Here is a 25,145-nt window from a genome sequence, read left to right as displayed (position 1 = left end):
CGAAGGCCCCGGACCGATCATGGTCCGGGGCCTTCGTCTCGTACCGGACCCGTTGTCGGAGAGCGGGCCGGAGCGGCTTACTTCGTGATGACGAACCCGCGCTCGGGCCGTCGGTGCTTGGCCGCGTCGACGGCGGCGAGCACGTTGTCGGTGATGTCCTGGCGGGGACCGGCGCCATCGTGGTCTACCACGCGCCAAGGACCCCCCGGATTCTGTGGATCCTTCGGCACGAGGAACCCGGGGATCCCGTACCGGCGCATCGAGTCGTGCAGTGACGAGACGTCGCGTGCGTCCATGGCTCTGGCCTCCGTCCGTTGCGGGCTGCTGAGCCTAGTCGTCGCCGCTGCCGCCGTGGGTCGCGCAGTTGCCGGGGTTGATCGGGCCGCACCCACCGGGCATCGGCGTGTGCCTGGCCACCCCGACCAGTTCCTTCTGCCGTCCCGCCCAGAGCTCGGCGTCGGGGGTGTGGCCCGCCTGCTCGATGAGGGCCATGGTGCGGGTGAGGACATCCGGGTCGTGGTGGGCCGCGTCGGGCCGCTCGGGGTAGTGGTGGACGGTGCGTCCGAGGCGGCTGCACAGGGTCGCGTACAGGTGCGTGTGGAGGATCAGGGCGTGCCAGCCCTCGTCCACCTCCTTGGTGGGGGAGACGCGCACCGTCGGGAAGAGGGCGGCGGCGTGCACGAACTTGAGGGCCTCGGTGACGATCCGCTCGGCCAGCGGAGCGTCCATGCCGGGGTTGTTGTCGAGGACCGTGAGCATCACGCCGGTGAACGCGTCCCGGCTCAGCAGGGCGCGGGCGGAATGGGGGCCGGTGGAGCAGGGCGGCGGGATGGACGGGCGACCGTTCGAGCAGGCGGCCATGGGTTCCTCCTTGTGGTGGATTCCGATGGTGCGTGGGCCCGCCCCGCATGGGGCGGGAGATCAGTGAGTGATGCCGTAGGCGATGACGGCGAGGAGTCCGAGGACAGTCAGGAAGTACAGGGCTTGCCGCCATGCCTCGGTCACGGCGCGTCTACGGGCGCGGGCGGCAGGCCAGGGTGACCGATGAAGCCGGCCCGCTGAGCAACGCGATGCTCGCGGATGGCGCCGAGCATGTCCCGCCCCGTCCGCGCCAGGTACTTGCAGTAGCTCCAGTTCCCGAGAGCGCCGCCGTCGGGGCCGTCGTCCACGAGCTTCTCCCACGCCTTCACCGCGGCTCGGGCGCGGGTGGTCTGCTCCTTGTCGGGAATCTGGCCGACCCCGATGGCGAGCATGGCGCAGTGGCCGAGAAGCCGGTCGGTGAGGGCCGCGAGGGCTTCCTCTCCCGGGTCGTGACGCATGCCGGTGGCGTAGGTGATGTCCCGCGCGGCCGCGGTCTCGACGTGGTGCTCAAGGACGTCGGCGACCTCCAGGAGCAGCGCGCCGAGGTCCATCTCGACCGCGTGTCCGGCGGGCTCGGTCGGCCTGTCGTGCTGGGGGGTCTCGTCCATGCTCCGGCTCCCTACCGTCGTCGGCGTCCTGCGGTGCGTACGACGGTAGGAGCGCGGAAGGCGTGCGGGAGGTAGGGCTTCTACCCCCTTGTCGAGAGGTAGGCTTCCTGCCCGCTATGTGATCACACGGCTACGCCGAGTTCTTGAGCGAGAGCGTGGGCGTCGGCCCGAACCATCCGAGGCCCGGTCTTCGCGAGTTCCGGCAGAACCATGCGGGTGTGCATGTTGTACCGGACCGTCTCCGGGGACTCCTTGTGCGCCTTCTGCAACAGAGCGACCGCGGCCACGCCTTCGTCCTGCATGCCGTGCGCGCGGGCGGTCTCGACAAGGTGGAACGAACGCCGAGTCGCCGACGGCACGCGGTCGAGGTCGAGTGCAGAGGCCACTTCAAGGGCTTTGCCGGGCTGCATCAGGTCGTTGTGCATGGTGAGCGCGTAGGCCTCGACGATGCCCTGCCCGAACACGAGCCACGGATGGGCGTAGGTCGGGCCGAGGCGGCGGGCCGCGTCGGCTGCGCGGTCCCAGTACCGCCACGCCTGCCCCTCCCTGCCGACCTTCGCGAAGCTCAGGGCGACCGCCAGTTGCAGGAGTCCCCAGCGAGCGAGGCCCTCCTCGTCGTCCTGCCGGAGCAACGCGGCGGCCTGCTCGGCGAGTTCGACTCGGGCTTCCGCCGCCTCATTGGCGTCGCGATAGACGTGGTTCATGTACCAGGCGGCACCGGCGATCGCGCGGGGGCTGTCGGCGTCCTGGGCGGCGGCCATCGACCGGTCGCCGGTCAGCATGACCAGATCCGGGGCCGGCTGGAAGGAAAGGAAGAGCTGCGCCAGGTGGTATGCCTGGGCCTGGGCGACGAGGGCGTGCCGCCGGTCGGCGCCGTCCAGTGCGCGAACCGAGTGCTGGGCGTCCGCCAGGAGATCGGGCAACAGAGCGGCGATCCGTGACCGGTGGTCGCCCTTGCCGTGCCACAGCTTCCACGCCTGCCGTACACGGGCTGCGAGGACGGCGGCGGGCTCAGGCTCGCGATCCGTGGGCGTGAGCCAGTACGTCGTAAGAGCGCGTTTGATGGCGGGCAGGTCGGCGTGGGCGGCCTTCGTGTAGGTGGCGGCGGCGATGCGGTCGTCGCCGATCAGGTCGGCGATGTCGCACTCGTAGACGGTGGCAAGGCGAATGAGCATCGGCAGGCGGGGCATGCCGATCGTGCCGTTCTCGATGCCCTTGACCCACTCGGCCGAACGGCCGACGAGTCCCCCGGCGACGGGGCGGGTCAGGCCGGCGCGGTCGCGGGCACGTCGGGCTCGCTGGGCGAATGTCTCAGGGCTCGTGTAAGGGTCGGGAGTAGCACGAGATGGCATGGCCTTGCTCCTTCTCTGACCAGACTCGACACCTGCCAGAGTAGGGCGCAGGCCTTCGCGTGAGGCCTGGAACCGAGCGTTCCCTACTCGCCGACGATGACGGTGAGTTCGGACAGGGAGGAGACGTTCCAGTCGGCGGCAGCCCGTACGTCCGGGGCGTCGGCCCAGTAGTACCCCCACGGGCCCCGGCGAAGGTGCGCCGTCCGCAGACCGGCCGCCCGGGCGGGGAAGACGTCGTTGGCGGGGTGGTCGCCGACATAGACGGTCTCGTACGGGGACGCCTCCGCGGCCTCGGCCACTCTGGCGAAGAACTCGGGCGCCGGCTTCGCGACGCCCCACTCGCCGGACATCACCACCAGGTCCGCCGGGAGATCCAGGGCCCGCAGCAGCTCGCCCGCCTTCGGGGTCTGGTTGCCTGCGATCACCACCCGGACCCCGAGTTCACGGAGTCGGGTGAGGGCGGGGCGGACGTCGGAGTACAGGTCGGTCTCGTCGAGGTGCTCGCCGCGGCCGGCGGCCTCGCGGGCGGCGTACTCGGCGGCGATGTCGATGCCGGGGCGGAGGAGCCGGACGGCGTCGGCGTTGTCGCGGCCATGGGCGACGACGGCGCCGACGAGAGCGGAAAGGGTGTGCCGGGGGACGTCGAGCCAGTCGGCCCAGGACGCCCAGTACCGGTCGTCACGGACGAGGGTCTCGCCGATGTCCAGGGCTACGGTCTTGATCGTCATGAGGCGAGCGTAGGACGGGCCGGGCACCGGCACCCCTGTCTCCAGGGGCCTTCGTGGTGACCGGGAGGTCCGCCTCACGCGTCGAAGTCGTACTCCAGGACGTAGGCCGACGCGTCCAGAGTCATCTCGTTGAGCTCCACCGCCACGCCCGGTTCCGTGAAGGCCGTTCGGGCGATCAGGACGACCGGGGTGCCCGGGGGGAGGGCCAGGCGGTCGGTCTCGTCCGCTGTGGGCATGCGGGAGCGGATCTCCTCGCGGAAGCGGGTGGGGCGGTGGCCGAGGTCGGTCAGGCGGGCGTAGGTGCCGCCTGGGCCGGTGTCCGGGCGGGTGATGGGGGTGCCGTGGACCAGGGCGGCGGAGAGGTACGAGGTGGAGAGGAGGACCGGTTTGTCGTCGAGGACGAAGCGGCGGCTGCGGACGCAGAGCGGGGTTCCCGGTGCCAGGTTCAGGGCGCCTGCGATGCGTGGGGGCGCCGGTTCCTCCGAGACCGTGAGGTGGTCCACCACCAGGGTGCGGTCCTCGGTCTCCGTCGACCAGATCGAGCGGCCGGCGGTCCAGCCGTCGGCGGCGAGGCGGGGGATGCCGCGGCGGCGCAGGGGGCGGAAGGAGCGGACGAAGACGCCGGCGCCCTTGCGGGCCTCCGTGAGGCCCTCGCCGCGGAGGACCGCGAGGGCCTGGCGGGCGGTCATCCGGGCCACGTCGTAGGTGGACATGAGGTCGTTCTCGCCGGGGAGCCGGTCGCCCGGCGCGAAGTCGCCTGAGTGGATCGCGGTTCTCAACTCGTCCGCGATGCGCTGGTACTTGGGTCGACGAGTGCCGTCCTGATCAGTCACGAGTGGACCACTCCCTTCGTCTGCGGGACACCCTAAGGGGCGCCCCGCCGCCGGGGTGCACACGTGTGCGCCGTCCTGACCTCGTGATCCGTCCATCGGGGGACATCTCTAGAGATACGTTGACAGGGCGGGGTCTCCGGGTTTCCCTGGGTGTCCCCACGCAGCATTCGGACGGGACGGAGGGGTTGCGTGCAACCTGTGCCCGAGGTCGGCGACCTCGTCCGCGACACCGCCACGGGGCGGGTCGGCTTCTTCGTGCGGAGCGTGTCCGGGCGCTTCCTGATCCGTGCCGTCCACGGCGGGGCCGAGTGGGAGGCCGAGCCCGGTGACGTCCAGCTCGCCACGCCGCTGCGCGAGCTCCGCGCCCGCGCCGCCGAGATCAACGCGCGCAGTCGGCGTGGGCTGAACTGACGACGCCGGGAGTGTCAGTGGGGCGGGGGAGACTGGACGCATGTGCCGCAGCATCAAGACGCTTCGTCCGCCCGCTCTGCCTCGTGAAGCGACCCCTGACGACATCCGCGCCGCCGCGCTCCAGTACGTCCGCAAGGTCTCCGGTTTCCGCGCTCCCGCCGCGCACAACCGTGAGGCCTTCGAGCGGGCCGTCGACGAGGTCGCCGACGCCACCGCCCGGCTGCTCGCCGATCTGGAGGTGAGAGGGATGCGGTCCGGTTCCGTCAGGACGCCGGAGCCGGGGCCGCGTCCGGACGCCGTATGAGGTAGCCGGCCAGGGCGCCCGCAAGCAGCAGCGCCAGGGTCGACACCGTCGCGCTGAACCAGGTCGCGCCCAGCCACTGGCCGCCCAGCCAGCCGAGCCCCACGCTGTACGAGGCCCAGACCACCGCCGCCAGGGCGGACCAGGGCAGGAACTGCTCGGGGCGCCGCCGCGCCGCGCCCGCGCCCAGGGACACCACGGAGCGGCCCGCCGGGGCGAACCGCGCCAACACCACGATCAGACCGCCGCCCCGGGCCAGGGCGGTGCCGAGCCGTTCCCTCGCCACCGTGAGCCGGCGCGAGCGGGATATCGCCCGGTCCAGGCGCCGGCCGCCGCGCAGCGCGAGCCGGTACGCGAGGAAGTCGCCGAGCGCCGAGGCCGCCGCCGCGGTGAGGAGGAGGGGGAGCAGCGCGGGGGCGCCCGGGTGCGCGGCGGCCGCGCCGAGGGAGGCGGAGGCGGCCGTCGCGGCGGAGATCACGAGGAAGCCGCTCGGCAGCACGGGAAGAAAGACGTCGAGCAGGATCGACGTCGCCACCACCGGGTAGATCCAGGGGCCCGAGGTCAGCGACTTCAGCGAGCCCATGCTGTCGAGCAGAGTCACAGGGGCAGAGCCTACGCGCCGACGCCCGGGGCCCCGTCGGGCGGGTGCCGACGGGGCCCCGGAGCCGGGGCGGGGGTGGGGTCAGGCGGCTACCGGGGTGTCCTGCTTCCCCGAGCCCGAATCCGTGCCCTGCGCGCCCTTCGCACCGAAGAGGGAGTCCAGGGCCAGGGCGCCCGGGCCCGTGAATATCAGCAGGGCGAAGGCCCAGCAGAAGAGGGCGGCCGGCTCGCCGCCGTTCTGGAGCGGGAAGAGGGCCTCCGGCTGGTGGGCCCAGAAGTACGCGTACGCCATCGAGCCCGAGGCGAGGAAGGCCGCACCGCGCGTGCCGAGGCCGATGAGGACGAGACCGCCGCAGACGAGCTGGATCAGCGCCGCGTACCAGCCGGGCCAGGTGCCCGCCGGGACGGTGCCGCCGCCCATCGCGCCGCCGAGGACGCCGAAGAGCGAGGCGGCGCCGTGGCAGGCGAAGAGCAGGCCGACGACGATCCGGAAGAGGCCGAGCGCGTACGGCTGCGCCTGATGGAGGCGGCTGGTCAGGGTGTTCATGGCGGGGGAGCTCCTTCGGCCGGCCCGCCCTGGGAGGGCGGGCGTGGGGGACGGGTACCGAACAGCCGCCAGGTTAGGCTCCCCTCAGTATTACTTGCAAGTTCAAGTATGTGTGCCGGTGGGAGCGCGCCCATGGCGCGGGCCGCTCGGGCCCGGGCCGCGGGCGCGCCGGTGCCGGTGCCGGTCTCCTGGTGTCACGTCAGGAGACGGGTGCTCAGCAGCCGTTGAGGACGGACTGCAGGGCGCTCTTCTCCGCCGAGTCGACGCTGAGGTTGTAGTGGTACTTCACGTGCACCCAGGCGCGGGCGTAGGTGCAGTGGTACGCGGTGCGCGGGGGCATCCACTTGGCCGGGTCCTTGTCGCCCTTGGCCTGGTTGACGTTGTCGGTGACGGCTATGAGCTGCGGCCGGGTCAGGTCGTTGGCGAAGCCCTGGCGCTGGGCGGTGGTCCAGGAGCTGGCCCCCGAGCGCCATGCCTCGGCGAGCGGGATGACGTGGTCGATGTCGACGTCCGAGGCGGCGGTCCAGGTGGCGCCGTCGTACGGCGAGTACCAGCTTCCGCTGATCGAGGCGCAGTTGGAGTCGGTGACGACGTTCACGCCGTCCCGCTTCAGGACGGTCTCGCGGGTGTTGCAGGTGCCGGACTGGGTGATCCAGTGGGGGAAGAGGGAGCGGCTGTATCCGGTGGTGGAACCTTCCGCCTTGACCGTGAGGGAGGCGAGGTAGGTGCGGGCCGTGGAGGCGCTGACCGGGGTCGGCATCGCGGCCTGCGCGGTGGGCGCGGAGGCGAGGAGACCGGTCAGGGCGAGGGCGGCGGAAGAGGCGAGCGCGGCGGCTCGACGCGCGTAGACCTTGCCGAGGGGCATGGTGACTCCCTTGATTCGGAGGGACCTTGGCGGTACGCCGGTCCCGTGCGGTACCGGACGGTGGCCCGGTCAGCGTGACGGCCCCGGGTTTCGCCGGGGGGTGCGCCAGGTAACAGAGTGGCGACATGCTCACGTCACATCAAGGGGTGGGTGCGTTCTGACGGAGTGTCGGATTCCGTGGAGGTGAAGGGGGCGGGGCGCGTACGCGAACACCCCCGCGCGCGGTCGTCCCGGCGGCGGGGGTGGTCTCGTACGGCTCCGGGGGTGGTCGCTCCGCCCGTGGCGGTCAGGCGGGTACGGCTCCGAGCGTGATCGTGCCGTCGGAGGCGGCCGTGACGCGCAGGGAGGTCAGGTCCCGGACGTGCAGGTCCGGCGCGAAGGCCGCCACCCTCGGGCCCACGCCGACGACGCGCATCCCGGCCGCCCTCGCCGCCCGGATGCCGGCCTCGGAGTCCTCGAAGGCCAGGCAGTCCGCCGGGGCCGCGCCGAGTTCGGCCGCGCCCTTGAGGAAGCCCTCCGGGTCCGGCTTGCTCGCGCCGACCCGCTCGGCGGTCACCCGGATCTCCGGCATCCGCAGGCCCGCCGCGCCCATCCGGGCCCGGGCCAGGGGCTCGTCGGCGGAGGTCACCAGGGCGTGCGGCAGGTCGGCGATCGCGTCCATGAAGGCGGGGGCGCCGGGCACCGGCACGACGCCGTCGACGTCGGCGGTCTCCTCGGCGAGCATCACCGCGTTGTCGGCGTGGTTCTCGGCCATCGGGCGGTGGGGGAGGAGGAGTGCCATCGTGGCGTACCCCTGGCGGCCGTGCACGACCTTCAGCACCTCGCCGGCGTCGAGCCCCTGCCGGTCCGCCCACCGGCGCCAGCAGCGCTCCACGACGGCGTCCGAGTCGACCAGGGTGCCGTCCATGTCGAGCAGGAGGGCGCGGGCGGTGAGCGGTGCCGGGGTGGCGGCCATGGGGGCTCCAGAGGGATGGCGCGGAGAACGAAGCGGTCCCGCCCGCCGGTCAGGGAATACGGGCGGAACCACTTTGTTTCTTCACGATACAAAACGGGTGGCCGTCTTGGCCACCCGCCCCTACCGCCACCCGCCCCTACCGCCGCCTGTCCCGCCCCGCGTCAGCCCGCGATGCCGGGGGTCTGCTTCTCCAGGTTGCGCCGCGTGTGCACGCCGTAGACGCCCTCCGGGTCCTTCCGGGGCCACCGCATGCCCTGGTACGAGGCCACCGCGTCCCGCACCTCCTCGCTGTACACCCCGTCGATGTCGCCCCAGTAGGCGTATACGGCCGTCAGCCGCAGCTGGAGCTCCCGCACCTCGGCCCCCGTGTCGCCCAGCGTCAGGATCGCCCCCTCGGGCGCGTCCGAGGTCGTGGGGGAGGCCGTCGTCGGGGCCGCGGAGGTCGCCGGGGCCGCGGAGGGGCTCGCGACCGGGGCCGTGCCGCCGGTCGCGGACGGGGAGCCGGTGCCCGTGGGGCCCGCCGGCGCGGACGGCGAGACCGGCGCCGGGTCCGACGACGCGGACGCGGACGCGGAGACGGAGGCCGACGGGGACGGCGAGTCCGAGGAGGCGAGCGGCGACGGGGATGCCGAAGAGGTGCGGGTGGGCGCCGGGGAGGTGGAGGACGGGGAGGGTGCCTCCGAGACGGCGATGTTCAGGGACGCGCTCGTGGTCACCTCGGGGACCGCCGCCCGGTCCTCGGTCTCCTCGCCGCCGAGCACCGCCGCGGCCAGCGCGGCCGTGCCGGCCACGGCCGCCGCCGCGATGCCCGCGACCAGCGTGCCCCGCCGCTTGCGCGACCGCTCGTCCCGCCGCGCCCCGGGCCTGCCGCCGTCCGCGCCGCCGGCCCCGCCGAGCAGCAGCGGCACGGTCTCGTGCGCCCCGCCCTCGGAGCCGTACCCGTGGGGCTCGGGGCCGTACGCGGGGATCACCCGCGTCTGCGCCTCGTACGCCCCCGCATCGGGCCGTATCGCCGTCAGCCGCGCGGTCGGAGGGTCCTCGACGTCCTGCGCGTCCAGCGTCACGTACGGCCTGATCCGGAGCGGGTCGAAGTCCTCGGCCGCCGCCCTCTCCGCCGCCAGGTCCGCTGCCCGGGTGCAGGCGCAGCCGGGTCTCCGGCCGCCGCATTCAGGACATGCGAGTCCGGTCATGGTGTTTTCCCTCCCCGATGCAACTGGCAGTGATTATGCAGGCGACCTCCGACCGGCGGGTGAACGCACGCATCCCTCCACAGGCCATATCCGGACATTCGTCTCGGGACGGAGGAGCTGCCCGGGGCGATTTCCGAGAGCCGCCCGGGAGGCGGGCCCGCTGCGGCTCGGCGTGGACCCCGCCCCCGTGCCCTGCCGGTGCTCGGCTCCCGCGCGGGACGCCCCCGCGCGCCGGAACAGCCCCGCGACCACCGGGCCTGACCTGTCACGCCGCCATCCCGGGGTCGGCGCAACCGGCATGACGGGGGATCAGGAGTGATCGGTGCCCTGTCCTGCCGAAGATCAACAACGCACAGGGGGACAGGCAGGATGAGCAGTTACGAGCCGGGCCGGGCCGGCAGCAGCAGGGGTACCCACAGGCCGGACCGGGGTACGGGGCCTACGGCACTCCGCCGCCGCCCCGGCGGTCGTCCCGCAAGGGCGCCTGGATCGGCGCGGTGTCGACGCTGGTGGCGGCCCTGATCGGTGTCGTCGGTACGTATGTGGTGAGCACCGGCAACAACACCCCGGCGGCCGCACCGGCCCCGGTCCCGCCGCCGACGTCGGCGACCCCGGCGCCGGACGACGAGCCGACGGCGGACGACAAGCCCGCGGTGGACACGGCGCCGACCGCGGACGCCGCCGCCACCCCCGTCCAGGAGGAGCCGACGACCGCCGCCCCGACCGGGCCGCCGCCCGGCACGGTCCGGTGGCAGGGCGTCCTGGTCATCCCCTACGGCGGGGACAGGGACCTCGACCTCGCGCCCCCGGTGGACACCGAGAGCGGCGGCGACCGCGACTTCGCCGTCTACCCCTTCGGCGACCTCAAGCTGAGCCCGGACAACGGGGCCAAGGCCATGGTCTGGAAGGGCGAGGCGAATCCCCCGTCGTACGAGGACTGTCTGGGCGTCGTCGACACCCAGGCCACGGGCGCGGAGATCCGGCTGAGGACCGGCCTGGCCGTCTGCGGCCGCACCACCGAGGGCAGGCTCGTCCTGCTGGTGGCCAAGGAGCTGGCCGGCCAGGCCAGTGACGCGAACGCCACCTTCGACGTCGTCGTCTGGAACAGCTGACGGAACGTTTCCCCGGTCGGTCGGTCGGTCGGGCGGGCGGGACGGTCGGTCGGTCAGAGCTCCTTGCCGTACCAGATCTCCATGTACGGCCCCGTGCAGTACGCCGGGATCTCCTTGTACCCGTGCCGCACGTACAGCGCCCGCGCCTCGACCAGGTCGAGCCGGGTGTTGAGGACCGTCCGGCGGGCGCCGAGCGCGCGGGCGGCCTCCTCCAGGCCGTCCATGAGGAGGCCGGCGCCGCCCTTGCCGCGGTACGCGGGGCGGATGAAGACGCGGGTCAGCTCGGCCCGCCCGCCGTCGAGGAGGACGATCCCGCCGCAGGCGGCGGCCTCGCCCGCGTACCGCCCGACCAGGAACTCCCCGGCGGGCGGCGCGAGCAGCTCAAGCCCGTCGTCGATCATCTCGTCGTCGTACTCGTCCTCGGCCAGCACGCGGCCGAAGTAGCGTCCGGCGACATCGCCGTAGTAGTCGCGGCGCAGGGCGGTGGCGTCCGGGGTGTCGACGCGTTCGGGGGAGAAGATCCAGGTCATGCGCGCCATTCTGCGGCGCGCCCGCCCGGTCCCGCCGCCGAATTACGCGGCGGGACCGGGCGCTCGCGCCACCCTGCGGCAGGACTACTTCGGGCCCGCCTGCTGCACGACCTCGAAGGACCACAGCGTCGACCCGGTGGCGGCCGGCTTCGGCCGCTCGCCACCGCCCTCGCCGCCCTGACCGCCGGCGGTGCCCTGGTGGGCGGCCTTCATGGGACCGTTCATCCAGTTCTGGAAGTCCTCCTCGCTGCGCCAGCGGGTGTACACCAGGTACTGGTCGGTGCCCTCCAGCGGGCGCAGCAGCTCGAACCACTCGAAGCCGTCGGAGCCCTCCACGGCCCCGGCACGCGAGGCGAACCGCTGCTCAAGGACCTCCCTCTGCTCGGCGGGCACGGTCAGGACGTTGATCTTCACCACACTGGGCACACGACACCTCTCAGGAAGCACAGGCCGGGCGCTGCGCCGAGCCTTGATCACGTGGGTGCAGTCTCCTACATCCCACCGGATCCGCTCAGTCGGTGACGCGGGCGAGGAGGAAGCCGTCGTGCCCCTTGGTGCCGACCGTCTGGACGGCGGTGGCGTCGAGGCGGGGCTCGTTCGCGACGAGGTCGAACATGGCGCGGGTGCCGGTGATGGCCGGGTCCGTGGGGTCTTCCACGGCGACGCGGCCGTCGCGGACGACGTTGTCGACGATGATCAGGCTGCCGGGGCGGGAGAGGCGCAGGGCCCAGGTCACGTAGTGCGGGTTGTTGGCCTTGTCGGCGTCGATGAAGGTCAGGTCGAAGGGGGCCGTGCCCTCCTTCTCCAGGAGGGGGAGGGTGTCCAGGGCCGGGCCGGTGCGGACCTCGACGCGGTCGGTCAGGCCGGCCCGGGCGAGGTTGGCGCGGGCCACCTCGGCGTGCCTGTCGCTGTACTCCAGGGTGATCAGGCTGCCGTCGGCGGGCAGGGCGCGGGCCAGCCAGATGGTGCTGTACCCGCCCAGGGTGCCGATCTCCAGGATGCGGCGGGCGCCCTGGGTGCGGGCGAGGAGGTGCAGGAGCTTGCCCTGGTTGGGGGCGACGGCGATCTCGGGGAGGCCGGCGGCCGTGGAGTCGGCGAGGGCTGCGGTCAGGGCCTCGTCGGCGGGGACGAGGCGGTCGGTGAGGTACGCGTCGACGTCGTTCCACTGAGGGTTCGTCATACGGGCGACGGTACCCGGCGGCTCGCCCGTACGGTCGGGGACAACACGGCCGCCGGGGCGAGCGCCGCGCCGCCGCCCTCCGCCGTCGTACGGGCTTCGGCTCCCGTCAGGGCGTACGGACCCTGAGTTCCTTCACGCCGTTGAGCCAGGCGGCCCGCAGCCGGCGCGGTTCTCCCACGAGGGTGAGGTCCGGCAGGGTGTCGGCGATCGCGTCGAAGATCAGCTCGATCTCCTTCACGGCGAGGGACTTGCCGAGGCAGAAGTGGGGTCCGCCGCCACCGAAGCCCAGGTGCGGGTTGGGGTCGCGGGTGATGTCGAAGGTCTCCGGGTTCTCGAAGACCTCGGGGTCGTGGTTGGCGGAGGAGTAGAAGAGGCCGATCCGGTCGCCCTTCCTGATCTTCTGGCCGCCCAGTTCGGTGTCCTGGGTGGCGGTGCGCTGGAAGGAGACGACGGGGGTGGCCCAGCGGACGATCTCCTCGGCGGTGGTCGCGGGCCGCTCCCGCTTGTACAGCTCCCACTGGTCGGGGTGGGTGAGGAAGGCGTGCATGCCGTGGCTGATCGCGTTGCGGGTGGTTTCGTTGCCGGCGACGGCGAGCAGGAGGACGAAGAAGCCGAACTCGTCGGAGGAGAGGTTCCCTTGGCCCTCGGCGGCGACGAGCTGCGTCACGATGTCCCGGGCGGGGCACTCCTTGCGCGCGGCGGCCATGTTCATCGCGTAGCCGATGAGTTCCATGGCGGCCTCGACGCCGACCTCCTCGGTGATGGCGTACTCGGGATCGTCGTACGCCACCATCTTGTTGGACCAGTCGAAGATCCGGGAGCGGTCCTCCTGGGGCACGCCGATGAGTTCGGCGATGGCCTGGAGGGGGAGCTCGACGGCGACCCGGGTGACGAAGTCGAAGGCGCGGTCGGGGGATTGGGCCGCGGCGGCCCCGGCCTCCTCGGCGATCGCGCGGGCGCGGGTGCGCAGGGCGGTCTCCAGGCCGCGGATGGCGCGCGGGGTGAAGCCGCGCTGGACGATCTGGCGGACCCGGGTGTGCTCGGGCGGGTCCATGTTCAGCATGATCAGCTTCTGGGCGTCGATCTGTTCGCGTCCGATGTGCTCGTTGAAGCGGATCACGGCGGTGTTCTCGTGGGAGGAGAACAGCTCGGGGTGGGTGGAGACGTACCTGACGTCGGCGTGGCGGGTGACGGCCCAGTACCCCTCGTCGTCGAAGCCGGTGATGCCGCGCGGCTGGGGGCACCACCAGACCGGGGCGGTCCGCCGCAGTTCCGCGAACTCGGGAAGCGGGACGCGGCTGCGCAGCAGGTCGGGGTCGGTGGCGTCGAATCCTTCGGGGAGGTGGGGGCAGGGCATCGGCAACACGCTCCAATATCTGATGGACCATCAGAAGTTGCCGGGAAAGTTAGTAACGAGTTCTACAAGTAGCAAGAGGCGCGGCAGGAGGTGCGGTCCGAATCTCGCCCCTCCCTCCGCCGCTCGTCCTCTTCGCGGCCGAACTCGCGCCTCCCCGACCCTTGCGTACCGGCGGTAGCAGTCATCAGACTTCACTCGGAACTAGAACGCGTACTAGTTCTCCCATGATGCCGACCGGCGGGTGCCGGGACACCCCGCCCGGTCGAGGAGAGGACGAGCTCATGGCCGCGGAACCCGTCATCGTCGAAGCCGTACGCACCCCCATCGGCAAGCGCGGAGGCGCGCTCGCCAACCTCCACCCCGCCTACCTCCTGGGCGAGACCTACCGCGAACTCCTCGGCCGCACCGGCATCCCCGCCGACTGCGTCGAGCAGATCGTCGGCGGTACGGTCACCCACGCCGGCGAGCAGTCCATGAACCCGGCGCGCACCGCCTGGCTCACGATGGGCCTCCCGTACGAGACCGCCGCCACCACCGTCGACTGCCAGTGCGGCTCCTCCCAGCAGGCGAGCCACATGGTGGCCAACATGATCGCCGCCGGCGTCATCGACGTCGGCATCTCCTGCGGCGTCGAGGCCATGTCCCGCGTCCCGCTCGGCTCCGGCTCCAAGCACGGGCCCGGCCGGCCCTTCCCGGACGAGTGGAACGTCGACCTGCCCAACCAGTTCGAGGCCGCCGAGCGCATCGCCCGCCGCCGCGGCCTGACCCGCGAGCGCGTCGACTCCCTCGGCCTCCTCTCCCAGGAGCGGGCGGCCGTCGCCTGGTCCGAGGAGCGGTTCAAGCGCGAGACCTTCGCCGTCCAGGTCCCGACCACCGAGGAGGAGCAGCACGCGGGGCAGGGCATGTGGCGGCTCGTCGACCGCGACGAGGGGCTGCGCGACACCACCATGGAGGGGCTCGCCCGGCTCAAGCCGGTCATGCCCACCGCCGTCCACACCGCGGGGAACTCCTCCCAGATCTCCGACGGCGCCTCCGCCGTGATGTGGGCCTCCAAGCGCATGGCCAGGGCGTTGAAACTGCGCCCCCGCGCCCGGATCGTCGCCCAGGCGCTCGTCGGCGCCGACCCGCACTACCACCTGGACGGGCCGATCGACGCGACCCGTGCGGTCCTCGGCAAGGCCGGCATGTCCCTCCGGGACATCGACGTGGTCGAGATCAACGAGGCCTTCGCCTCCGTCGTCCTGAGCTGGGCGCAGGAGTTCGAGAGGGACCTCGACGGCCTGGAGAGGGTCAACGTCAACGGCGGCGCCATCGCCCTCGGCCACCCGGTCGGCGCGACCGGCGCCCGGCTGATCGCCACGGCGCTGCACGAGCTGGAACGGACCGACAAGGAGTTCGCGCTGGTCACGATGTGTGCCGGTGGAGCCCTCGCCACCGGGACGATCATCCAGCGGCTCTGACCCGGTTCCGACCCGGGGCCGACCGCCGCCCGGACCGGGAACCGGCGTACGCGCGCACGCGTCCGTACGGGAGACGAACGGACGTGAGCGGATGCGAGCGGGGGAACCGTGCGGAAGTCCCAGGTGTTGGCCGGCATCGCGTGTGCGCTGCTGCTGGCGGGGTGCGCGCAGGAGGAGAAGGGGCAGGGGCGGACGGAGCGGCAGACGGCCGAGGCGTACGTGCGGGCGCTGAACGACCGCGACGTGGCGGCGCTCGTGCGGCTGGGGCCCTCGGGCTACGAGGGCGTCGAGGCGGACGCGCGGGAGGCCCTTGCCGCCGACGGCGGCAAGGGCCTGAAGATCGACGAGGTCGAGGTGTCGCACGAGTTCGCCGCCGACGTGGCGAGCACCCGGGTGGTCGCCACCGACCGGCAGGGCAGGCCCTTCACCGCGAACGTCCAGATGTTCCGGCACGAGGGCGACTGGGTCGTGGCACTGGGGCAGGCGCCCGGCGCCGGCGTGAAGGGCGGCGCGAGCCCGGCCTCCACCGAGTCGCCCCGGTAGGGCCCGTCCGGGAACGCCGCAGGCCCCGCCCCTCCGAGTGGAGGGCGGGGCCTTGCGGGGTGCGCTCTACGGCGTGGTGACTCTTAGTACCAGCCGTTGGCCTGCCAGAACGCCCAGGCGGCGTTCGGGGAGCCGTAACGCTCGTTCATGTACTTCAGGCCCCACTTGATCTGGGTGGCCGGGTTGGTCTTCCAGTCGGCACCGGCGGAAGCCATCTTGGAGCCGGGCAGGGCCTGGACCAGGCCGTAGGCGCCGGAGGAGGAGTTGGTGGCCTTGTGGTTCCAGCCGGACTCGTGGGAAACGATCTTGCTGAACGACGCGTACTGCGAGGCGGGAACGATCTGCTTGGCGATCTCCTGCGGGCTGGCGGCCGAGGCCGAGCCCGTCGTGCCGAGCACCGCACCCGAGGCGCCGAGCAGCACGGCTGCGGAGGCGGCGAGGGTCTTCTTGCGGGCGACGACACGAGTGGCGAGCGAGCGGAACAAAACGTCTACCTAACGTCGGGGACTGGGGTCGCGCCGGGCGTCACGGCCGGTTCGGGCCGTTTTCGGCATGCCGGAACCAGGGCCCGGGGAACCCGGGAACTGGGGGAACCGGCCTGCCGCGGTGCTGCGATGTGCGCTGTGTTGCGCTGCGCTTCGCTGAGCACCTGCCGCCTGGCGACGTCCACTACGGAAACAAATCCCGGGAGGCGGCGCAACGACCCCTTGTACGAGGAAGGTTCGGAGTCCGGGCGGAAGGATCGTGGCGCGGCGGACGGACATTTCCGCAGGTCAGGGGTTGATATGGGCGTTTTGGGCGACTCGTCCGGTTCTACTATTTCCGGTCGTACGTGACGTGGGTCCTATGAGGCGCCTCACCCGCAGACCCCTTCTCGGGCCCCTCGAATGTGACCTGGGCCTCGAAGTTCGCCCGCCGCGTGGCCCTCCGCAGCGCCCGCAGCAGCGGCCCGCCGACGGTCAGGGTGAGGACGACGGTGAGCACGGCCCGGCCGAGGTCCCAGCCGAGCGAGGTGGCCAGCACGAACGCCAGGAAACGGGCCAGGTTCTCGCCGACCGGCGCGCCCGGGACGAAGGAGACCCCGGTCCCCAGGCCACCGACCGTCACCCAGCCGTACAGATTGGTGACCGTGCCGTACGCGAACGCCGCCAGGAAGCCGTACGCGGCGAGCATCAGCCGCTCCGACCGCCCCCGGACCCCCGCAGGGAGCAGCCCCGCGCCCATCGCGAACCAGCCCATGGCCAGCATCTGCGTCGGCATCCACGGCCCCACCCCGCCGGTGAGCAGAGCCGACGCGAACATCGTCACCGCGCCGAGCACGAAGCCGAAGCCGGGGCCGAGGACCCGGCCGCTCAGCACCATCAGGAAGAACATCGGCTCCAGGCCCGCCGTGCCCGCCCCCAGCGGGCGCAGCGCCGCCCCCACGGCGGCGAGCACCCCCAGCATCGCCACCGCCTTCGCGTCCATCCCGCAGTCCGCGATCGTCGCCACGACGACGGCGATGAGGAGGGGGAGGATCAGCGCGAAGAGCCACGGGGCGTCGGCGGCGTGGTCGGTGACGGCGGCCCCGGCGCCCGCGAAGAGCGGCCAGCCGATGCCGGTCAGGCCGACGAGGGAGACGAGGACGAGGGCGGCGACGGAACGCGGTCCGAGCCGGATCGGGTGGGTCCTCACGGGCGCAGCGCCTCCTCCACCTGCTCGACCGTGAGCCACGGCTGCGGCGCCAGGATCTTCGCGACCTGCGGGGCGAAGGCGGGGGAGGAGACGACGACCTCGGCCGTCGGGCCGTCCGCGACGACCTCGCCGCCCGCGACGATCACCACCCGGTCCGCGAGCTCCGCCGCGAGCTCCACGTCGTGCGTGGCCAGCACGATCGCGTGCCCCGCCGCGGCGAGCGCCCGCAGCCGGGCGACCAGCCGGGCCTTCGCCGCGTAGTCCAGGCCCCGGGTCGGCTCGTCGAGCAGGACCAGCGGCGGCGCGGCGGTCAGCACCACGGCGAGCGCGAGCGCCAGCCGCTGCCCCTCGGACAGGTCCCGGGGATGCGTCGCGTCGGTCACCCCCGGTACGAGCTCCGCCACCAGCGCCCGGCAGGTCCCCGGCGCCGCACCCGCGTCCGCGTCGGCGGCCGCGCACTCCTCGGCGACGGTCTCCGCGTACAGCAGGTCCCGGGGCTCCTGCGGCACCAGGCCGACCTGGCGGATGAGGGTGCGGGGGTCGGTGGCGTGCGGGGTCAGTCCCGAGACGCGGACGGTGCCGGAGGTGGGCGCGACCATGCCGACGAGCGTGGAGAGGAGGGTCGACTTGCCGGCGCCGTTGCGGCCCATGAGGGCGATGGTCTCGCCGGGGTCGACCCGGAGGTCGACCCGCCGGAGGGCCTCGACGCGGCCCCGGCGGACGGCGAGGCGGTCGACGGCGACGAGGGGGGTGGTGGGGGCGGGTGCGGGGCCGGGCGTGCGGGTGCGGCGCCACCGGAAGAGGGGATTTCCCCCACCCCGCCCCTTCCCGTAACCGGGGGCTCCGCCCCCGGACCCCCGCACCTCAAACGCCGGCGGGGCTGGAAGTTCAGCCCGTACGGGGTCCGGGGCGGAGCCCCGGTTACGGAAAGGGGCGGGGTGGGGGAGAAGCCCCGCAGGGCCCCGCCCCGCCGGCCGCCCCACCGACCGCCCCTCCAGCCGCTCCTTCAACCCACCCGACCTCCGCCGCGCGTCCCGCACCGTCAGTGGCAACGGCTCCCACCCCGCCAGCCGCCCGAGCGCCACCACCGGCGGGTGCACCGGCGAGACGGCCATGATCTCGGCGGGGGAGCCGAGGACGGCCTCAGGCAGGAGCAGGACGCGATCCGCGTACTGGACGACACGCTCCAGGCGGTGTTCCGCCATGAGGACCGTCGTGCCGAGGTCGTGGACGAGGCGCTGGAGCACCGCGAGGACGTCCTCCGCCGCCGACGGGTCGAGCGCGGAGGTCGGCTCGTCGAGGACGAGGACCTTGGGGTGGGCGGTCAGGACGGAGCCGATCGCGACGCGCTGCTGCTGGCCGCCGGACAGGGTGGCGATCGGGCGGTCCCGCAGCTCGGCGAGGCCCAGCAGGTCGAGGGTCTCCTCGACGCGGCGCCGCATCACGGCGGGGGCGAGGCCCAGGGACTCCATGCCGTAGGCGAGCTCGTCCTCCACCGTGTCGGTGACGAAGTGGGCGAGCGGGTCCTGGCCGACCGTGCCGACCAGGTCGGCCAGCTCGCGCGGGGGGTGGGTACGGGTGTCCCGGCCGTCCACGGTGACCCGGCCGCGCAGCGTACCGCCGGTGAAGTGGGGGACGAGGCCGGAGACCGCGCCGAGCAGGGTCGACTTGCCGACGCCCGACGGGCCGACGAGGAGGACCAGCTCGCCCTCCGGGATCGTGAGGTCGACGTCCCGCAGGGTGGGCCCGGCGGCGTCCTCGTACGTCACGGAGACGTTCTCGAAGCGGATCACGCGGACGGCTCCTTGCGGTCGGCGGGCGGTACGGGGGCGACGACGGCGGGCAGCAGGCCGGGCAGGACCGACAGGGCAGGCCACAGCGGCAGCTCGGGGGCGGTCAGCGGGACGACCCCCGGGTGCAGGGCCTCCGGCGCGTAGCCGTTGGCCAGGATCATGAGGACGGCCACCGCGAGGCCCGAGGCGGCGACCAGCCAGGAGCGGGGGCCGAAGCGGTCCGGGCGGTAGCGGGTGCGGACGCTCCGCCGGCCGCCGAGCCGCAGCCCCGCGACCGCCGCGAGGAGCCCGGCGGCGAGCAGCGGAAGCCCGTACCCGGCGCCTTCGGCGGCGAGCAGCCCGTACGAACCGGCGCAGACGCCGAGCAGGCCGCCGAGGGTCAGGACGTTCGTGGTGCGGCGCACGGCCGGCGGGACCCGCGCGGTGCGCCCGTACCCGCGCGCGTCCATCGACGCGGCGACGGCGACGGACCGCTCCAGGGCCCCCTCCAGGACCGGGAGCCCGATCCGCAGGACCGCCCGCACCCCGCCCGTGGGGCGGCCGCGCAGCCTGCGGGCGGTGCGGAGCCGGACCACGTCCGCGACCAGGTTCGGTGCGAAGGTCATCGCCACGACGACCGCGACGCCCGCCTCGTACAGCGCCCCCGGCAGCGACTTCAGCAGCCGCGCCGGGTTGGCGAGCGCGTTCGCCGCGCCCACGCAGATCAGCAGGGCCGCCAGCTTGAGCCCCTCGTACAGGGCGAAGACCAGCTGCTCGGCGGTGACCCGGCCGCCGATCCGGATGCCCTGCACCCACCCGGGCAGCGGCAGCTCGGGCAGCGTGAACACCTCGTGCGTGCCCGGGATCGGCGAGCCGAGGGCCATCGAGAAGACGATCCGCAGGGCGACGACGAACAGTCCGAGCTTGACGAAGGCCCCGTACGAGCGGGCCCAGGGCGCGTCGGTGCGGCGCGCCGCCACCACGTACCCGGCGACGCCGACGATCAGCCCGAGGAGCAGCGGGTTCGTCGTCCGCGAGGCGGCGACGGCGAGCCCGAGCGCCCACAGCCACCAGGCTCCCGGGTGCAGCGCGTTGCCCCGGTCCGCCACGGGCGCGAGGAGACGCGCCCGCCACCCGGGCCCGCCCAGAGGGGTGTGGCTCATGCGCGGCGGCGGGACTTCCAGACGGCCGCGGCGCCGAGGACGAGGACGGCGCCGCCACCGGCGAGGAGGCCGAGCGACGGGCCCCCGTCCTCTTCCTCCTGGGCGGCGGGCTTCCGGGCGGCGGGCTCGGGTTCCGCCTCGGCGACCGCCTCCCCGCAGCCGTGCTTCGGGTAGCCCGCGATGCCGCAGAGCATGGCGGAGCTGTCGTAGCGGAGCGGCTTGGCGACGGCCGCGAGGGCGTCCGCGCCGGTGCCGTTCTCGGCGATGCGGGCGCAGCCGGTCGTCGGCGGGCCCTTCGGTGGGGTCTCGCCGGACGGGGCGTCCTGCGGGGTGCCGAAGTCGACGACGACCGCGACCCGCTTCGTACCGGGCTCCTTCCCGACACCGGCGCAGACCGCGCCGAAGTCCGGCGCGGCGGTCGGCCTCGTCGCGTCGGCCGAGTCCTCGCTCAGCGCGAAGCGGAAGCCGATCGCGTCGCCGTCGGCGGGCCGGGCGGTCGCCGGGCCCTGGGTGGCGTACGTCCACTTCCCGGCGTCGGCCTCCCAGTACGACCAGTACCGGTAGCCCGCCGCCTGGGCGGGGGCGGCCGCGCCGAGGGCGAGCAGCAGCCCCGCCGTCCCGCAGGCGAGCGCCCCGGCGGCGGCCCGGCTCCGGGAGGGCACCGCTCGCGTCACTTCTTGCGGCCGCTCAGGAGGAAGCCGATGCCGACGCCGACGACCATGCCGATGCCGATGATCCACCACACGTCGAAGCCGAGGAACGAGTCCTCGTCCTCCGTGGAGGCGGCGGAGGTGTCGGGGGTCTTCGGCGCGGGACCGGTCGCGTTCAGCGCCGCGACCAGGTCGACCTTCTCGGGCTTGCCGAACTCGCGCGGGTCGGCCTCCATGGCCCGCGCGGCCAGGATCAGCTGCGCGTAGGCGGCGGGGCCGGACTCCTTCGCCCATGGGGCGGCGTTCTGCTCCAGCCACTGGAGCGCGGGCTCGGCGAGCCGGGCGGTGCCGGAGGCGGCGAGGGCGACGACGGCGTCGGCGGTGTTGCCGAAGTCCGGCTTCTCCTCGGCGCCGGTGTCGGTGGTGCCCGGCAGCGGCGGGGTGCTCAGGTGCCCGTTCCGCACGAGCGCCTTCGCCAGGTACGAGGCGCCGTTGAGCGCGGCCCGCTCGACGGTCGGCTCGGCGAGGTCGACGCAGGTCGGGGCCTGCGGCGGAGTGGCCTTCGGGGCGGTGATGCCCTTGCCGAGCCCGGCGAGGACGGCCGCCGCCGTCGCGTCCGCGTTGGCGACGAGCCTGCCCTCCTTGTCGGGCTGGTACGCGAAGGCGCCCGGCCCCTCCTCGTCGGAGCAGGGCAGCGCGAGCGCGAGCAGCGCGTCGTACGGGGTGCGGCCCTCGGCCGAGGTGTACGAACCGGGCTTGACGCCCGACGCGGCGAGCGCGCTGACGACGATCGAGGTCGAGTTGGCGTCGCTGGGGCCGCCGGGGGTGTAGCTCCAGCCGCCGTCCTTGTTCTGCACGCCGCGCAGCCAGCCGTAGCCGGACTTGACCGCCGTGTCGATCTTCGTCGGGTCGGCGGCCTCGCGGCGGACCGCGCCGAGCGCCTGGAGGGCGACGGCGGTGGCGTTGGAGTCCCGCATCGTCGTGTCGTCGCAGGGCTTCGCCGGGTCCGCGCGGTACGAGGCGAAGGAGCCGTCGGCGCACTGCTGGCCGAGCAGCCAGTCCACGGCCTGGTCGGCCGGCTGGTAGCCGGTGGCGCGCTGGGCGAGGAAGGCGAGCGACTGGCGCCAGACGCCGTCGTAGGTGGGGTCGCCCTTGCCGTACAGACCGGGCGGGAGCGCGGCGGCGGAAGCGCTCGGGGAGGGCGCGGCGGAGGCCGCGCCGGTCGCGGCGGTGCTGAGCACGGCTGCCGCTGCGGTGAGCGCGGCGGCGGCGCGGCGGACGCTGATCATGGTTGCCTCTCGTGCGGGCACCGGACACCGGCGCCCCCGGGGGGCCCGCGTCCGGCGCCGTATTCCTCGACGGTGCCGGCGCTCACGTCCCGGGCCAGGGCGTTCCGACTCCGTGCCCACGGGCACGTCACGGTTGCGGGTCAGTGCCGGATTCGCACCGGCTTTCCCCTGGTCGGGCATGAAGACGACCGGGCCACTGTACCGGCCTGCGCGGGCCGCGCCCCGGGCGTGCGAGCCGCGTCACACCGCCGTCACACCGCCACGTACGCCACCGGCTCCGTCCCGGCCACGGCCTCCGCGCGGCCCAGCTTCACCAGGCGCCGGATGTGGGCCTCGGCCTCGCTGACGGCGATGTTGCGGGAGCCGTACGGGATGCGGTCCCAGGGGCGGTTCCACTCCATCCGCTCGGCGAGCTGCCAGGGGGTGAGCGGGGTGGTGAGGAGGGCGAGCAGCCCGGCGAGGCGTTCCTCGTGGTGGGCGAGGAGCTCGCGGACCCGGCCGCCGGCGTCGTGGAAGGCGTGCTGGTGGGCGGGGAGGACCTCGGCGACGCCGAGCCGCCCGATCCGCTCCAGGGAGTCGAGGTAGTCGCCGAGGGGATCGGTGACCGGTGGGGGTCCCCCCTGCTCGAACGGAGTCGAGAGCTTGGGGGAGTCGTCGGGGTCCTCGTACAGACCGATGTGCGGGCTGATCCCGGGCAGCAGGTGGTCGCCGGAGAAGAGCCGGCCGTGGCCGGGGAGGCCGGCGGGGTGGTCCTCCTCCAGGTGGAGGCAGACGTGGCCGGGGGTGTGGCCGGGGGTCCAGACGGCGCGGAGCCGGCGGCCGGCGAGGCCGAGGAGTTCGCCGGGGACGATCTCCCGGTCGGGGAGAGCGGCGCCGAGGCCGGGCAGGGTGCGCATCCTGCCCTCGGAGCGGGCGGCGCGCAGCGGCGCGAGGTGCTCCTCGGGGGCGCCGGCGGCGGCGAGCTTGTGGGTGAGGTAGTCGAGCCAGGTCCCGGGCCCCGAGTCGCGGGTGCGGCGGACGACGGCGGTGTCGGCGGCGTGCATGGCGATCCACGCCCCGGACTCCTCCCGGACGCGGCCGGACAGTCCGTGGTGGTCGGGGTGGTGGTGGGTGATGACGACGCCGTGCACGTCGGCGGGGGAGAGGCCGAGCGCGGCGAGCCCGGCGGTGAGCTCGGCCCAGGACGCGGGGTCGTCCCACCCGGTGTCGACGAGCACGGGCCCGCGGTCGGTGTCGACGACGTGCACCAGGGTGTGGCCGAGGGGGTTGTCCGGGATGGGCACCCGCAGGGACCAGACGCCACCGCCGTGCTCGGTCACCTGCGTCATGAGCGTCCCCATCTCTGCGTGTCGGTAAGGCCATTGCCCATGGTAACTAGAACTGGTATCAGTTCTGAAACATCGTCAGAAATCTGTGGGCGCGAACTCGACTCCTCGGGAGGCGACGGTCATGACCGAGCTTGTGGAGCACGGAAAGCTGTTCATCGGCGGGGAGTTGACCGATCCTCTCGGCAACGCCTCCATCGAGGTGATATCGCCGCACACCGAGGAGGTCATCGGCCGCGTCCCGCACGCCTCCCGCGCCGACGTGGACCGGGCCGTCGCGGCCGCCCGGCGGGCCTTCGACGAGGGGCCCTGGCCGCGGACGACCCTGGCCGAGCGGATCGAGACCGTCTCCCGGATCAAGGACGCGATCGCCGTCCGGCACGAGGAGCTGGCCCGCTCGATCAGCGCGCAGAACGGCTCCCCGTACTCCTGGTCCGTCCTCGCCCAGGCGCTCGGCGCGATGATGGTGTGGGACGCGGCGATCACCGTCGCCCGGGACTTCGTCTTCGAGGAGCGGCGCGGCGGCGTCCTCGGCCCGCTGCTCGTGCGGCGCGAACCGGCCGGGGTGGTCGCGGCCGTCGTGCCGTGGAACGTGCCGCAGTTCACCGCCGCCGCCAAGCTGGGCCCGGCGCTGCTCGCCGGCTGCACCGCGGTCCTCAAGCCCTCGCCGGAGACGCCGCTCGACGCGTACCTCCTCGGCGAGATCGCGGCGGAGGCCGGTCTCCCGGAGGGGGTCCTGTCGATCCTGCCCGCCGACCGCGAGGTCAGCGAGTACCTGGTCGGGCACCCCGGCGTCGACAAGGTCTCCTTCACCGGCTCGGTCGCCGCCGGCAAGCGCGTGATGGAGGTCGCCTCCCGCAACCTCACCCGCGTCACCCTCGAACTCGGCGGCAAGTCGGCGGCGGTGATCCTGCCGGACGCCGACGTGGCCACGGCCGTCGCCGGCATCGTCCCCGCCGCCTGGATGAACAACGGGCAGGCGTGCGTCGCCCAGACCCGGATCCTCGCCCCCCGCTCCCGGTACGAGGAGATCGCCGAGGCGCTGGCCGCCGCGGCCTCCGCGCTCGTCGTCGGCGACCCGCTCGACCCCGCCACCCAGGTCGGCCCCCTCGTCGCCCACCGCCAGCAGCGGCGCTCCCTCGACTACATCGGCATAGGCCAGGCCGAGGGCGCGAAGGTCCTCGCGGGCGGCGGCCGCCCGGACGGCCTCGACCGCGGCTGGTACGTCGAACCGACCCTCTTCGGCGACGTCGACAACTCCATGCGGATCGCCCGCGAGGAGATCTTCGGCCCGGTCGTCTGCCTCCTGCCGTACGGGGACGAGGCCGAGGCCCTGCGGATCGCGAACGACTCCGACTACGGCCTCAGCGGCAGCGTCTGGACCGGCGACGTCGAGCACGGCATCGACTTCGCCCGCCGGGTCCGCACCGGCACCTTCAACGTCAACACCTTCAGCCTCGACATGCTCGGCCCCTTCGGCGGCTACAAGAACTCCGGCCTGGGCCGCGAGTTCGGCCCCGAGGGCTTCTCCGAGTACCTGGAGCACAAGATGATCCACCTCCCCGCCGGCCACGGGGACCACTGATGGGCGACCGCTGGCACGTGGAGGTCGACCGCGGCGTCTGCATCGGCTCCGGCCTGTGCCTCAACCACGCCCCCGACGGCTTCCGCCTCGACACCGCCCGCCAGTCCCACGCCCTGCGCCCGGACACCGACGCGGCCGAGAACATCCTCGCGGCGGCCGAGGGCTGCCCGGTCGAGGCGATCCTCATCACCCTCGCGGACGGCGGGGAACCGGTGTACCCGCCGGAGGAGTGAGCTCCGGTACGCCGCCCGGCG

Annotated in this window: 28 protein-coding genes and 1 riboswitch; of the genes, 7 read left to right on the top strand and 21 right to left on the bottom strand. The window is 73.5% G+C overall.

What is annotated here, in order from left to right:
* Positions 1-330: 330 nt before the first annotated feature.
* The 5 genes from QK442_RS02265 to QK442_RS02245 form a co-directional block, all read right to left on the bottom strand.
* Positions 331-861, bottom strand: a complete 531-nt coding sequence (locus QK442_RS02265; protein ID WP_282692029.1) for a hypothetical protein — start codon at positions 859-861, stop codon at positions 331-333.
* 140 nt (positions 862-1,001) lie between these two features.
* The gene (locus QK442_RS02260) at positions 1,002-1,469 is read right to left on the bottom strand and encodes a DUF6415 family natural product biosynthesis protein (RefSeq protein WP_282692028.1); all 468 of its coding nucleotides are present in this window, start codon (positions 1,467-1,469) and stop codon (positions 1,002-1,004) included.
* 122 nt (positions 1,470-1,591) lie between these two features.
* Positions 1,592-2,821, bottom strand: coding sequence for a helix-turn-helix transcriptional regulator (locus QK442_RS02255; protein ID WP_282692027.1), 1,230 nt, complete (start codon positions 2,819-2,821; stop codon positions 1,592-1,594).
* An 83-nt stretch (positions 2,822-2,904) separates the two neighbouring features.
* Positions 2,905-3,549 carry an HAD family hydrolase gene (locus QK442_RS02250; RefSeq protein ID WP_282692026.1) on the bottom strand — a complete coding sequence of 215 codons (645 nt, stop codon included), beginning with the start codon at positions 3,547-3,549 and terminating at the stop codon, positions 2,905-2,907.
* A gap of 74 nt (positions 3,550-3,623) precedes the next feature.
* Positions 3,624-4,382 carry a GntR family transcriptional regulator gene (locus QK442_RS02245; protein ID WP_282692025.1) on the bottom strand — a complete coding sequence of 253 codons (759 nt, stop codon included), beginning with the start codon at positions 4,380-4,382 and terminating at the stop codon, positions 3,624-3,626.
* A 189-nt stretch (positions 4,383-4,571) separates the two neighbouring features.
* Between QK442_RS02245 and QK442_RS02240 the strand changes: the two genes are divergently transcribed.
* Positions 4,572-4,793, top strand: a complete 222-nt coding sequence (locus tag QK442_RS02240) for a hypothetical protein (protein ID WP_189851805.1) — start codon at positions 4,572-4,574, stop codon at positions 4,791-4,793.
* A gap of 40 nt (positions 4,794-4,833) precedes the next feature.
* Complete coding sequence (locus QK442_RS02235) at positions 4,834-5,097, top strand: DUF2277 domain-containing protein (RefSeq protein WP_282692024.1); 264 nt, start codon at positions 4,834-4,836, stop codon at positions 5,095-5,097.
* On the opposite strand, the gene QK442_RS02230 is transcribed toward QK442_RS02235, so the two are convergent.
* The 5 genes from QK442_RS02230 to QK442_RS02210 form a co-directional block, all read right to left on the bottom strand.
* Positions 5,057-5,689 (bottom strand): VTT domain-containing protein, encoded by a 633-nt coding sequence (locus QK442_RS02230; protein ID WP_282692060.1) that lies wholly within the window; start codon positions 5,687-5,689, stop codon positions 5,057-5,059. The genes QK442_RS02235 and QK442_RS02230 overlap by 41 nt on opposite strands.
* A gap of 87 nt (positions 5,690-5,776) precedes the next feature.
* Positions 5,777-6,232 carry a DoxX family protein gene (locus QK442_RS02225; RefSeq protein WP_282692059.1) on the bottom strand — a complete coding sequence of 152 codons (456 nt, stop codon included), beginning with the start codon at positions 6,230-6,232 and terminating at the stop codon, positions 5,777-5,779.
* Positions 6,233-6,455: 223 nt separating this feature from the next.
* Positions 6,456-7,106 (bottom strand): HNH endonuclease family protein, encoded by a 651-nt coding sequence (locus QK442_RS02220; RefSeq protein ID WP_282692023.1) that lies wholly within the window; start codon positions 7,104-7,106, stop codon positions 6,456-6,458.
* A gap of 286 nt (positions 7,107-7,392) precedes the next feature.
* Entirely contained in the window at positions 7,393-8,061 is a 669-nt protein-coding gene (locus QK442_RS02215; RefSeq protein ID WP_282692022.1) for an HAD-IA family hydrolase, read from the bottom strand.
* A gap of 161 nt (positions 8,062-8,222) precedes the next feature.
* Entirely contained in the window at positions 8,223-9,251 is a 1,029-nt protein-coding gene (locus tag QK442_RS02210) for a peptidoglycan-binding domain-containing protein (RefSeq protein ID WP_282692021.1), read from the bottom strand.
* 497 nt (positions 9,252-9,748) lie between these two features.
* Between QK442_RS02210 and QK442_RS02205 the strand changes: the two genes are divergently transcribed.
* Positions 9,749-10,363: a hypothetical protein gene (locus tag QK442_RS02205; RefSeq protein WP_282692020.1), complete on the top strand. Its 615-nt coding sequence runs from the start codon at positions 9,749-9,751 to the stop codon at positions 10,361-10,363.
* Between the two features lie 53 nt (positions 10,364-10,416).
* On the opposite strand, the gene QK442_RS02200 is transcribed toward QK442_RS02205, so the two are convergent.
* From QK442_RS02200 to QK442_RS02185, 4 genes are all read right to left on the bottom strand, one after another.
* A complete protein-coding gene (locus QK442_RS02200) occupies positions 10,417-10,902 on the bottom strand; it encodes a GNAT family N-acetyltransferase (protein WP_282692019.1) in 486 nt (161 codons plus the stop codon).
* Between the two features lie 75 nt (positions 10,903-10,977).
* Positions 10,978-11,319, bottom strand: coding sequence for an antibiotic biosynthesis monooxygenase (locus QK442_RS02195; protein ID WP_282692018.1), 342 nt, complete (start codon positions 11,317-11,319; stop codon positions 10,978-10,980).
* Between the two features lie 85 nt (positions 11,320-11,404).
* Complete coding sequence (locus QK442_RS02190) at positions 11,405-12,073, bottom strand: O-methyltransferase (protein WP_282692017.1); 669 nt, start codon at positions 12,071-12,073, stop codon at positions 11,405-11,407.
* A gap of 106 nt (positions 12,074-12,179) precedes the next feature.
* The gene (locus QK442_RS02185; RefSeq protein WP_282692016.1) at positions 12,180-13,430 is read right to left on the bottom strand and encodes a cytochrome P450; all 1,251 of its coding nucleotides are present in this window, start codon (positions 13,428-13,430) and stop codon (positions 12,180-12,182) included.
* Positions 13,431-13,711: 281 nt separating this feature from the next.
* Between QK442_RS02185 and QK442_RS02180 the strand changes: the two genes are divergently transcribed.
* Positions 13,712-14,890 carry a steroid 3-ketoacyl-CoA thiolase gene (locus tag QK442_RS02180; RefSeq protein ID WP_282692015.1) on the top strand — a complete coding sequence of 393 codons (1,179 nt, stop codon included), beginning with the start codon at positions 13,712-13,714 and terminating at the stop codon, positions 14,888-14,890.
* Between the two features lie 108 nt (positions 14,891-14,998).
* Entirely contained in the window at positions 14,999-15,433 is a 435-nt protein-coding gene (locus tag QK442_RS02175; RefSeq protein ID WP_282692014.1) for a hypothetical protein, read from the top strand.
* 83 nt (positions 15,434-15,516) lie between these two features.
* Here the strand turns inward: QK442_RS02175 and QK442_RS02170 are convergent, their stop codons facing one another.
* The 7 genes from QK442_RS02170 to QK442_RS02140 form a co-directional block, all read right to left on the bottom strand.
* Positions 15,517-15,918, bottom strand: a complete 402-nt coding sequence (locus QK442_RS02170; protein WP_282692013.1) for a transglycosylase SLT domain-containing protein — start codon at positions 15,916-15,918, stop codon at positions 15,517-15,519.
* Positions 15,919-16,249: 331 nt separating this feature from the next.
* Positions 16,250-17,107: an ECF transporter S component gene (locus tag QK442_RS02165; protein WP_282692012.1), complete on the bottom strand. Its 858-nt coding sequence runs from the start codon at positions 17,105-17,107 to the stop codon at positions 16,250-16,252.
* Positions 17,104-18,900 carry an ABC transporter ATP-binding protein gene (locus QK442_RS02160; RefSeq protein ID WP_282692011.1) on the bottom strand — a complete coding sequence of 599 codons (1,797 nt, stop codon included), beginning with the start codon at positions 18,898-18,900 and terminating at the stop codon, positions 17,104-17,106. Before QK442_RS02160 ends, QK442_RS02165 begins: the two co-directional genes overlap by 4 nt.
* Positions 18,897-20,042 (bottom strand): energy-coupling factor transporter transmembrane component T, encoded by a 1,146-nt coding sequence (locus QK442_RS02155; protein ID WP_282692010.1) that lies wholly within the window; start codon positions 20,040-20,042, stop codon positions 18,897-18,899. Before QK442_RS02155 ends, QK442_RS02160 begins: the two co-directional genes overlap by 4 nt.
* Positions 20,039-20,704 carry an SCO2322 family protein gene (locus tag QK442_RS02150; RefSeq protein WP_282692009.1) on the bottom strand — a complete coding sequence of 222 codons (666 nt, stop codon included), beginning with the start codon at positions 20,702-20,704 and terminating at the stop codon, positions 20,039-20,041. The genes QK442_RS02155 and QK442_RS02150 overlap by 4 nt, the downstream gene beginning before the upstream one ends.
* An 8-nt stretch (positions 20,705-20,712) precedes the next feature.
* The gene (locus QK442_RS02145) at positions 20,713-21,981 is read right to left on the bottom strand and encodes a prenyltransferase/squalene oxidase repeat-containing protein (protein WP_282692008.1); all 1,269 of its coding nucleotides are present in this window, start codon (positions 21,979-21,981) and stop codon (positions 20,713-20,715) included.
* A 97-nt stretch (positions 21,982-22,078) separates the two neighbouring features.
* Positions 22,079-22,151, bottom strand: a riboswitch (cobalamin riboswitch).
* An 81-nt stretch (positions 22,152-22,232) separates the two neighbouring features.
* On the bottom strand, positions 22,233-23,309 hold the full coding sequence (locus QK442_RS02140; RefSeq protein ID WP_282692007.1) for an MBL fold metallo-hydrolase: 1,077 nt from the start codon (positions 23,307-23,309) through the stop codon (positions 22,233-22,235).
* Between the two features lie 121 nt (positions 23,310-23,430).
* Here QK442_RS02140 and QK442_RS02135 point away from each other — a divergent pair, with 121 nt between their 5' ends.
* Together QK442_RS02135 and QK442_RS02130 are read left to right on the top strand one after the other, a co-directional pair.
* Positions 23,431-24,891 carry an aldehyde dehydrogenase gene (locus QK442_RS02135; protein ID WP_282692006.1) on the top strand — a complete coding sequence of 487 codons (1,461 nt, stop codon included), beginning with the start codon at positions 23,431-23,433 and terminating at the stop codon, positions 24,889-24,891.
* Positions 24,891-25,124 (top strand): ferredoxin, encoded by a 234-nt coding sequence (locus tag QK442_RS02130; protein WP_282692005.1) that lies wholly within the window; start codon positions 24,891-24,893, stop codon positions 25,122-25,124. Before QK442_RS02135 ends, QK442_RS02130 begins: the two co-directional genes overlap by 1 nt.
* Positions 25,125-25,145 lie beyond the last annotated feature (21 nt).

This window comes from Streptomyces sp. CC208A (assembly GCF_030010625.1).
GTDB lineage: Bacteria > Actinomycetota > Actinomycetes > Streptomycetales > Streptomycetaceae > Streptomyces.
Note: the sequence above shows the minus strand (reverse complement) of the source record. Positions and strands in the feature narration are given on the sequence as shown.

Excerpts from the sequence above, each read along its gene's own strand:
- QK442_RS02265 (WP_282692029.1), bottom strand. The coding sequence starts at position 861 with ATGGCCGCCTGCTCGAACGGTCGCCCGTCCATCCCGCCGCCCTGCTCC.
- QK442_RS02260 (WP_282692028.1), bottom strand. The coding sequence starts at position 1,469 with ATGGACGAGACCCCCCAGCACGACAGGCCGACCGAGCCCGCCGGACAC.
- QK442_RS02255 (WP_282692027.1), bottom strand. The coding sequence starts at position 2,821 with ATGCCATCTCGTGCTACTCCCGACCCTTACACGAGCCCTGAGACATTC.
- QK442_RS02250 (WP_282692026.1), bottom strand. The coding sequence starts at position 3,549 with ATGACGATCAAGACCGTAGCCCTGGACATCGGCGAGACCCTCGTCCGT.
- QK442_RS02235 (WP_282692024.1), top strand. The coding sequence starts at position 4,834 with ATGTGCCGCAGCATCAAGACGCTTCGTCCGCCCGCTCTGCCTCGTGAA.
- QK442_RS02220 (WP_282692023.1), bottom strand. The coding sequence starts at position 7,106 with ATGCCCCTCGGCAAGGTCTACGCGCGTCGAGCCGCCGCGCTCGCCTCT.
- QK442_RS02215 (WP_282692022.1), bottom strand. The coding sequence starts at position 8,061 with ATGGCCGCCACCCCGGCACCGCTCACCGCCCGCGCCCTCCTGCTCGAC.
- QK442_RS02210 (WP_282692021.1), bottom strand. The coding sequence starts at position 9,251 with ATGACCGGACTCGCATGTCCTGAATGCGGCGGCCGGAGACCCGGCTGC.
- QK442_RS02200 (WP_282692019.1), bottom strand. The coding sequence starts at position 10,902 with ATGGCGCGCATGACCTGGATCTTCTCCCCCGAACGCGTCGACACCCCG.
- QK442_RS02190 (WP_282692017.1), bottom strand. The coding sequence starts at position 12,073 with ATGACGAACCCTCAGTGGAACGACGTCGACGCGTACCTCACCGACCGC.
- QK442_RS02185 (WP_282692016.1), bottom strand. The coding sequence starts at position 13,430 with ATGCCCTGCCCCCACCTCCCCGAAGGATTCGACGCCACCGACCCCGAC.
- QK442_RS02180 (WP_282692015.1), top strand. The coding sequence starts at position 13,712 with ATGGCCGCGGAACCCGTCATCGTCGAAGCCGTACGCACCCCCATCGGC.
- QK442_RS02155 (WP_282692010.1), bottom strand. The coding sequence starts at position 20,042 with ATGAGCCACACCCCTCTGGGCGGGCCCGGGTGGCGGGCGCGTCTCCTC.
- QK442_RS02145 (WP_282692008.1), bottom strand. The coding sequence starts at position 21,981 with ATGATCAGCGTCCGCCGCGCCGCCGCCGCGCTCACCGCAGCGGCAGCC.
- QK442_RS02140 (WP_282692007.1), bottom strand. The coding sequence starts at position 23,309 with ATGACGCAGGTGACCGAGCACGGCGGTGGCGTCTGGTCCCTGCGGGTG.
- QK442_RS02135 (WP_282692006.1), top strand. The coding sequence starts at position 23,431 with ATGACCGAGCTTGTGGAGCACGGAAAGCTGTTCATCGGCGGGGAGTTG.
- QK442_RS02130 (WP_282692005.1), top strand. The coding sequence starts at position 24,891 with ATGGGCGACCGCTGGCACGTGGAGGTCGACCGCGGCGTCTGCATCGGC.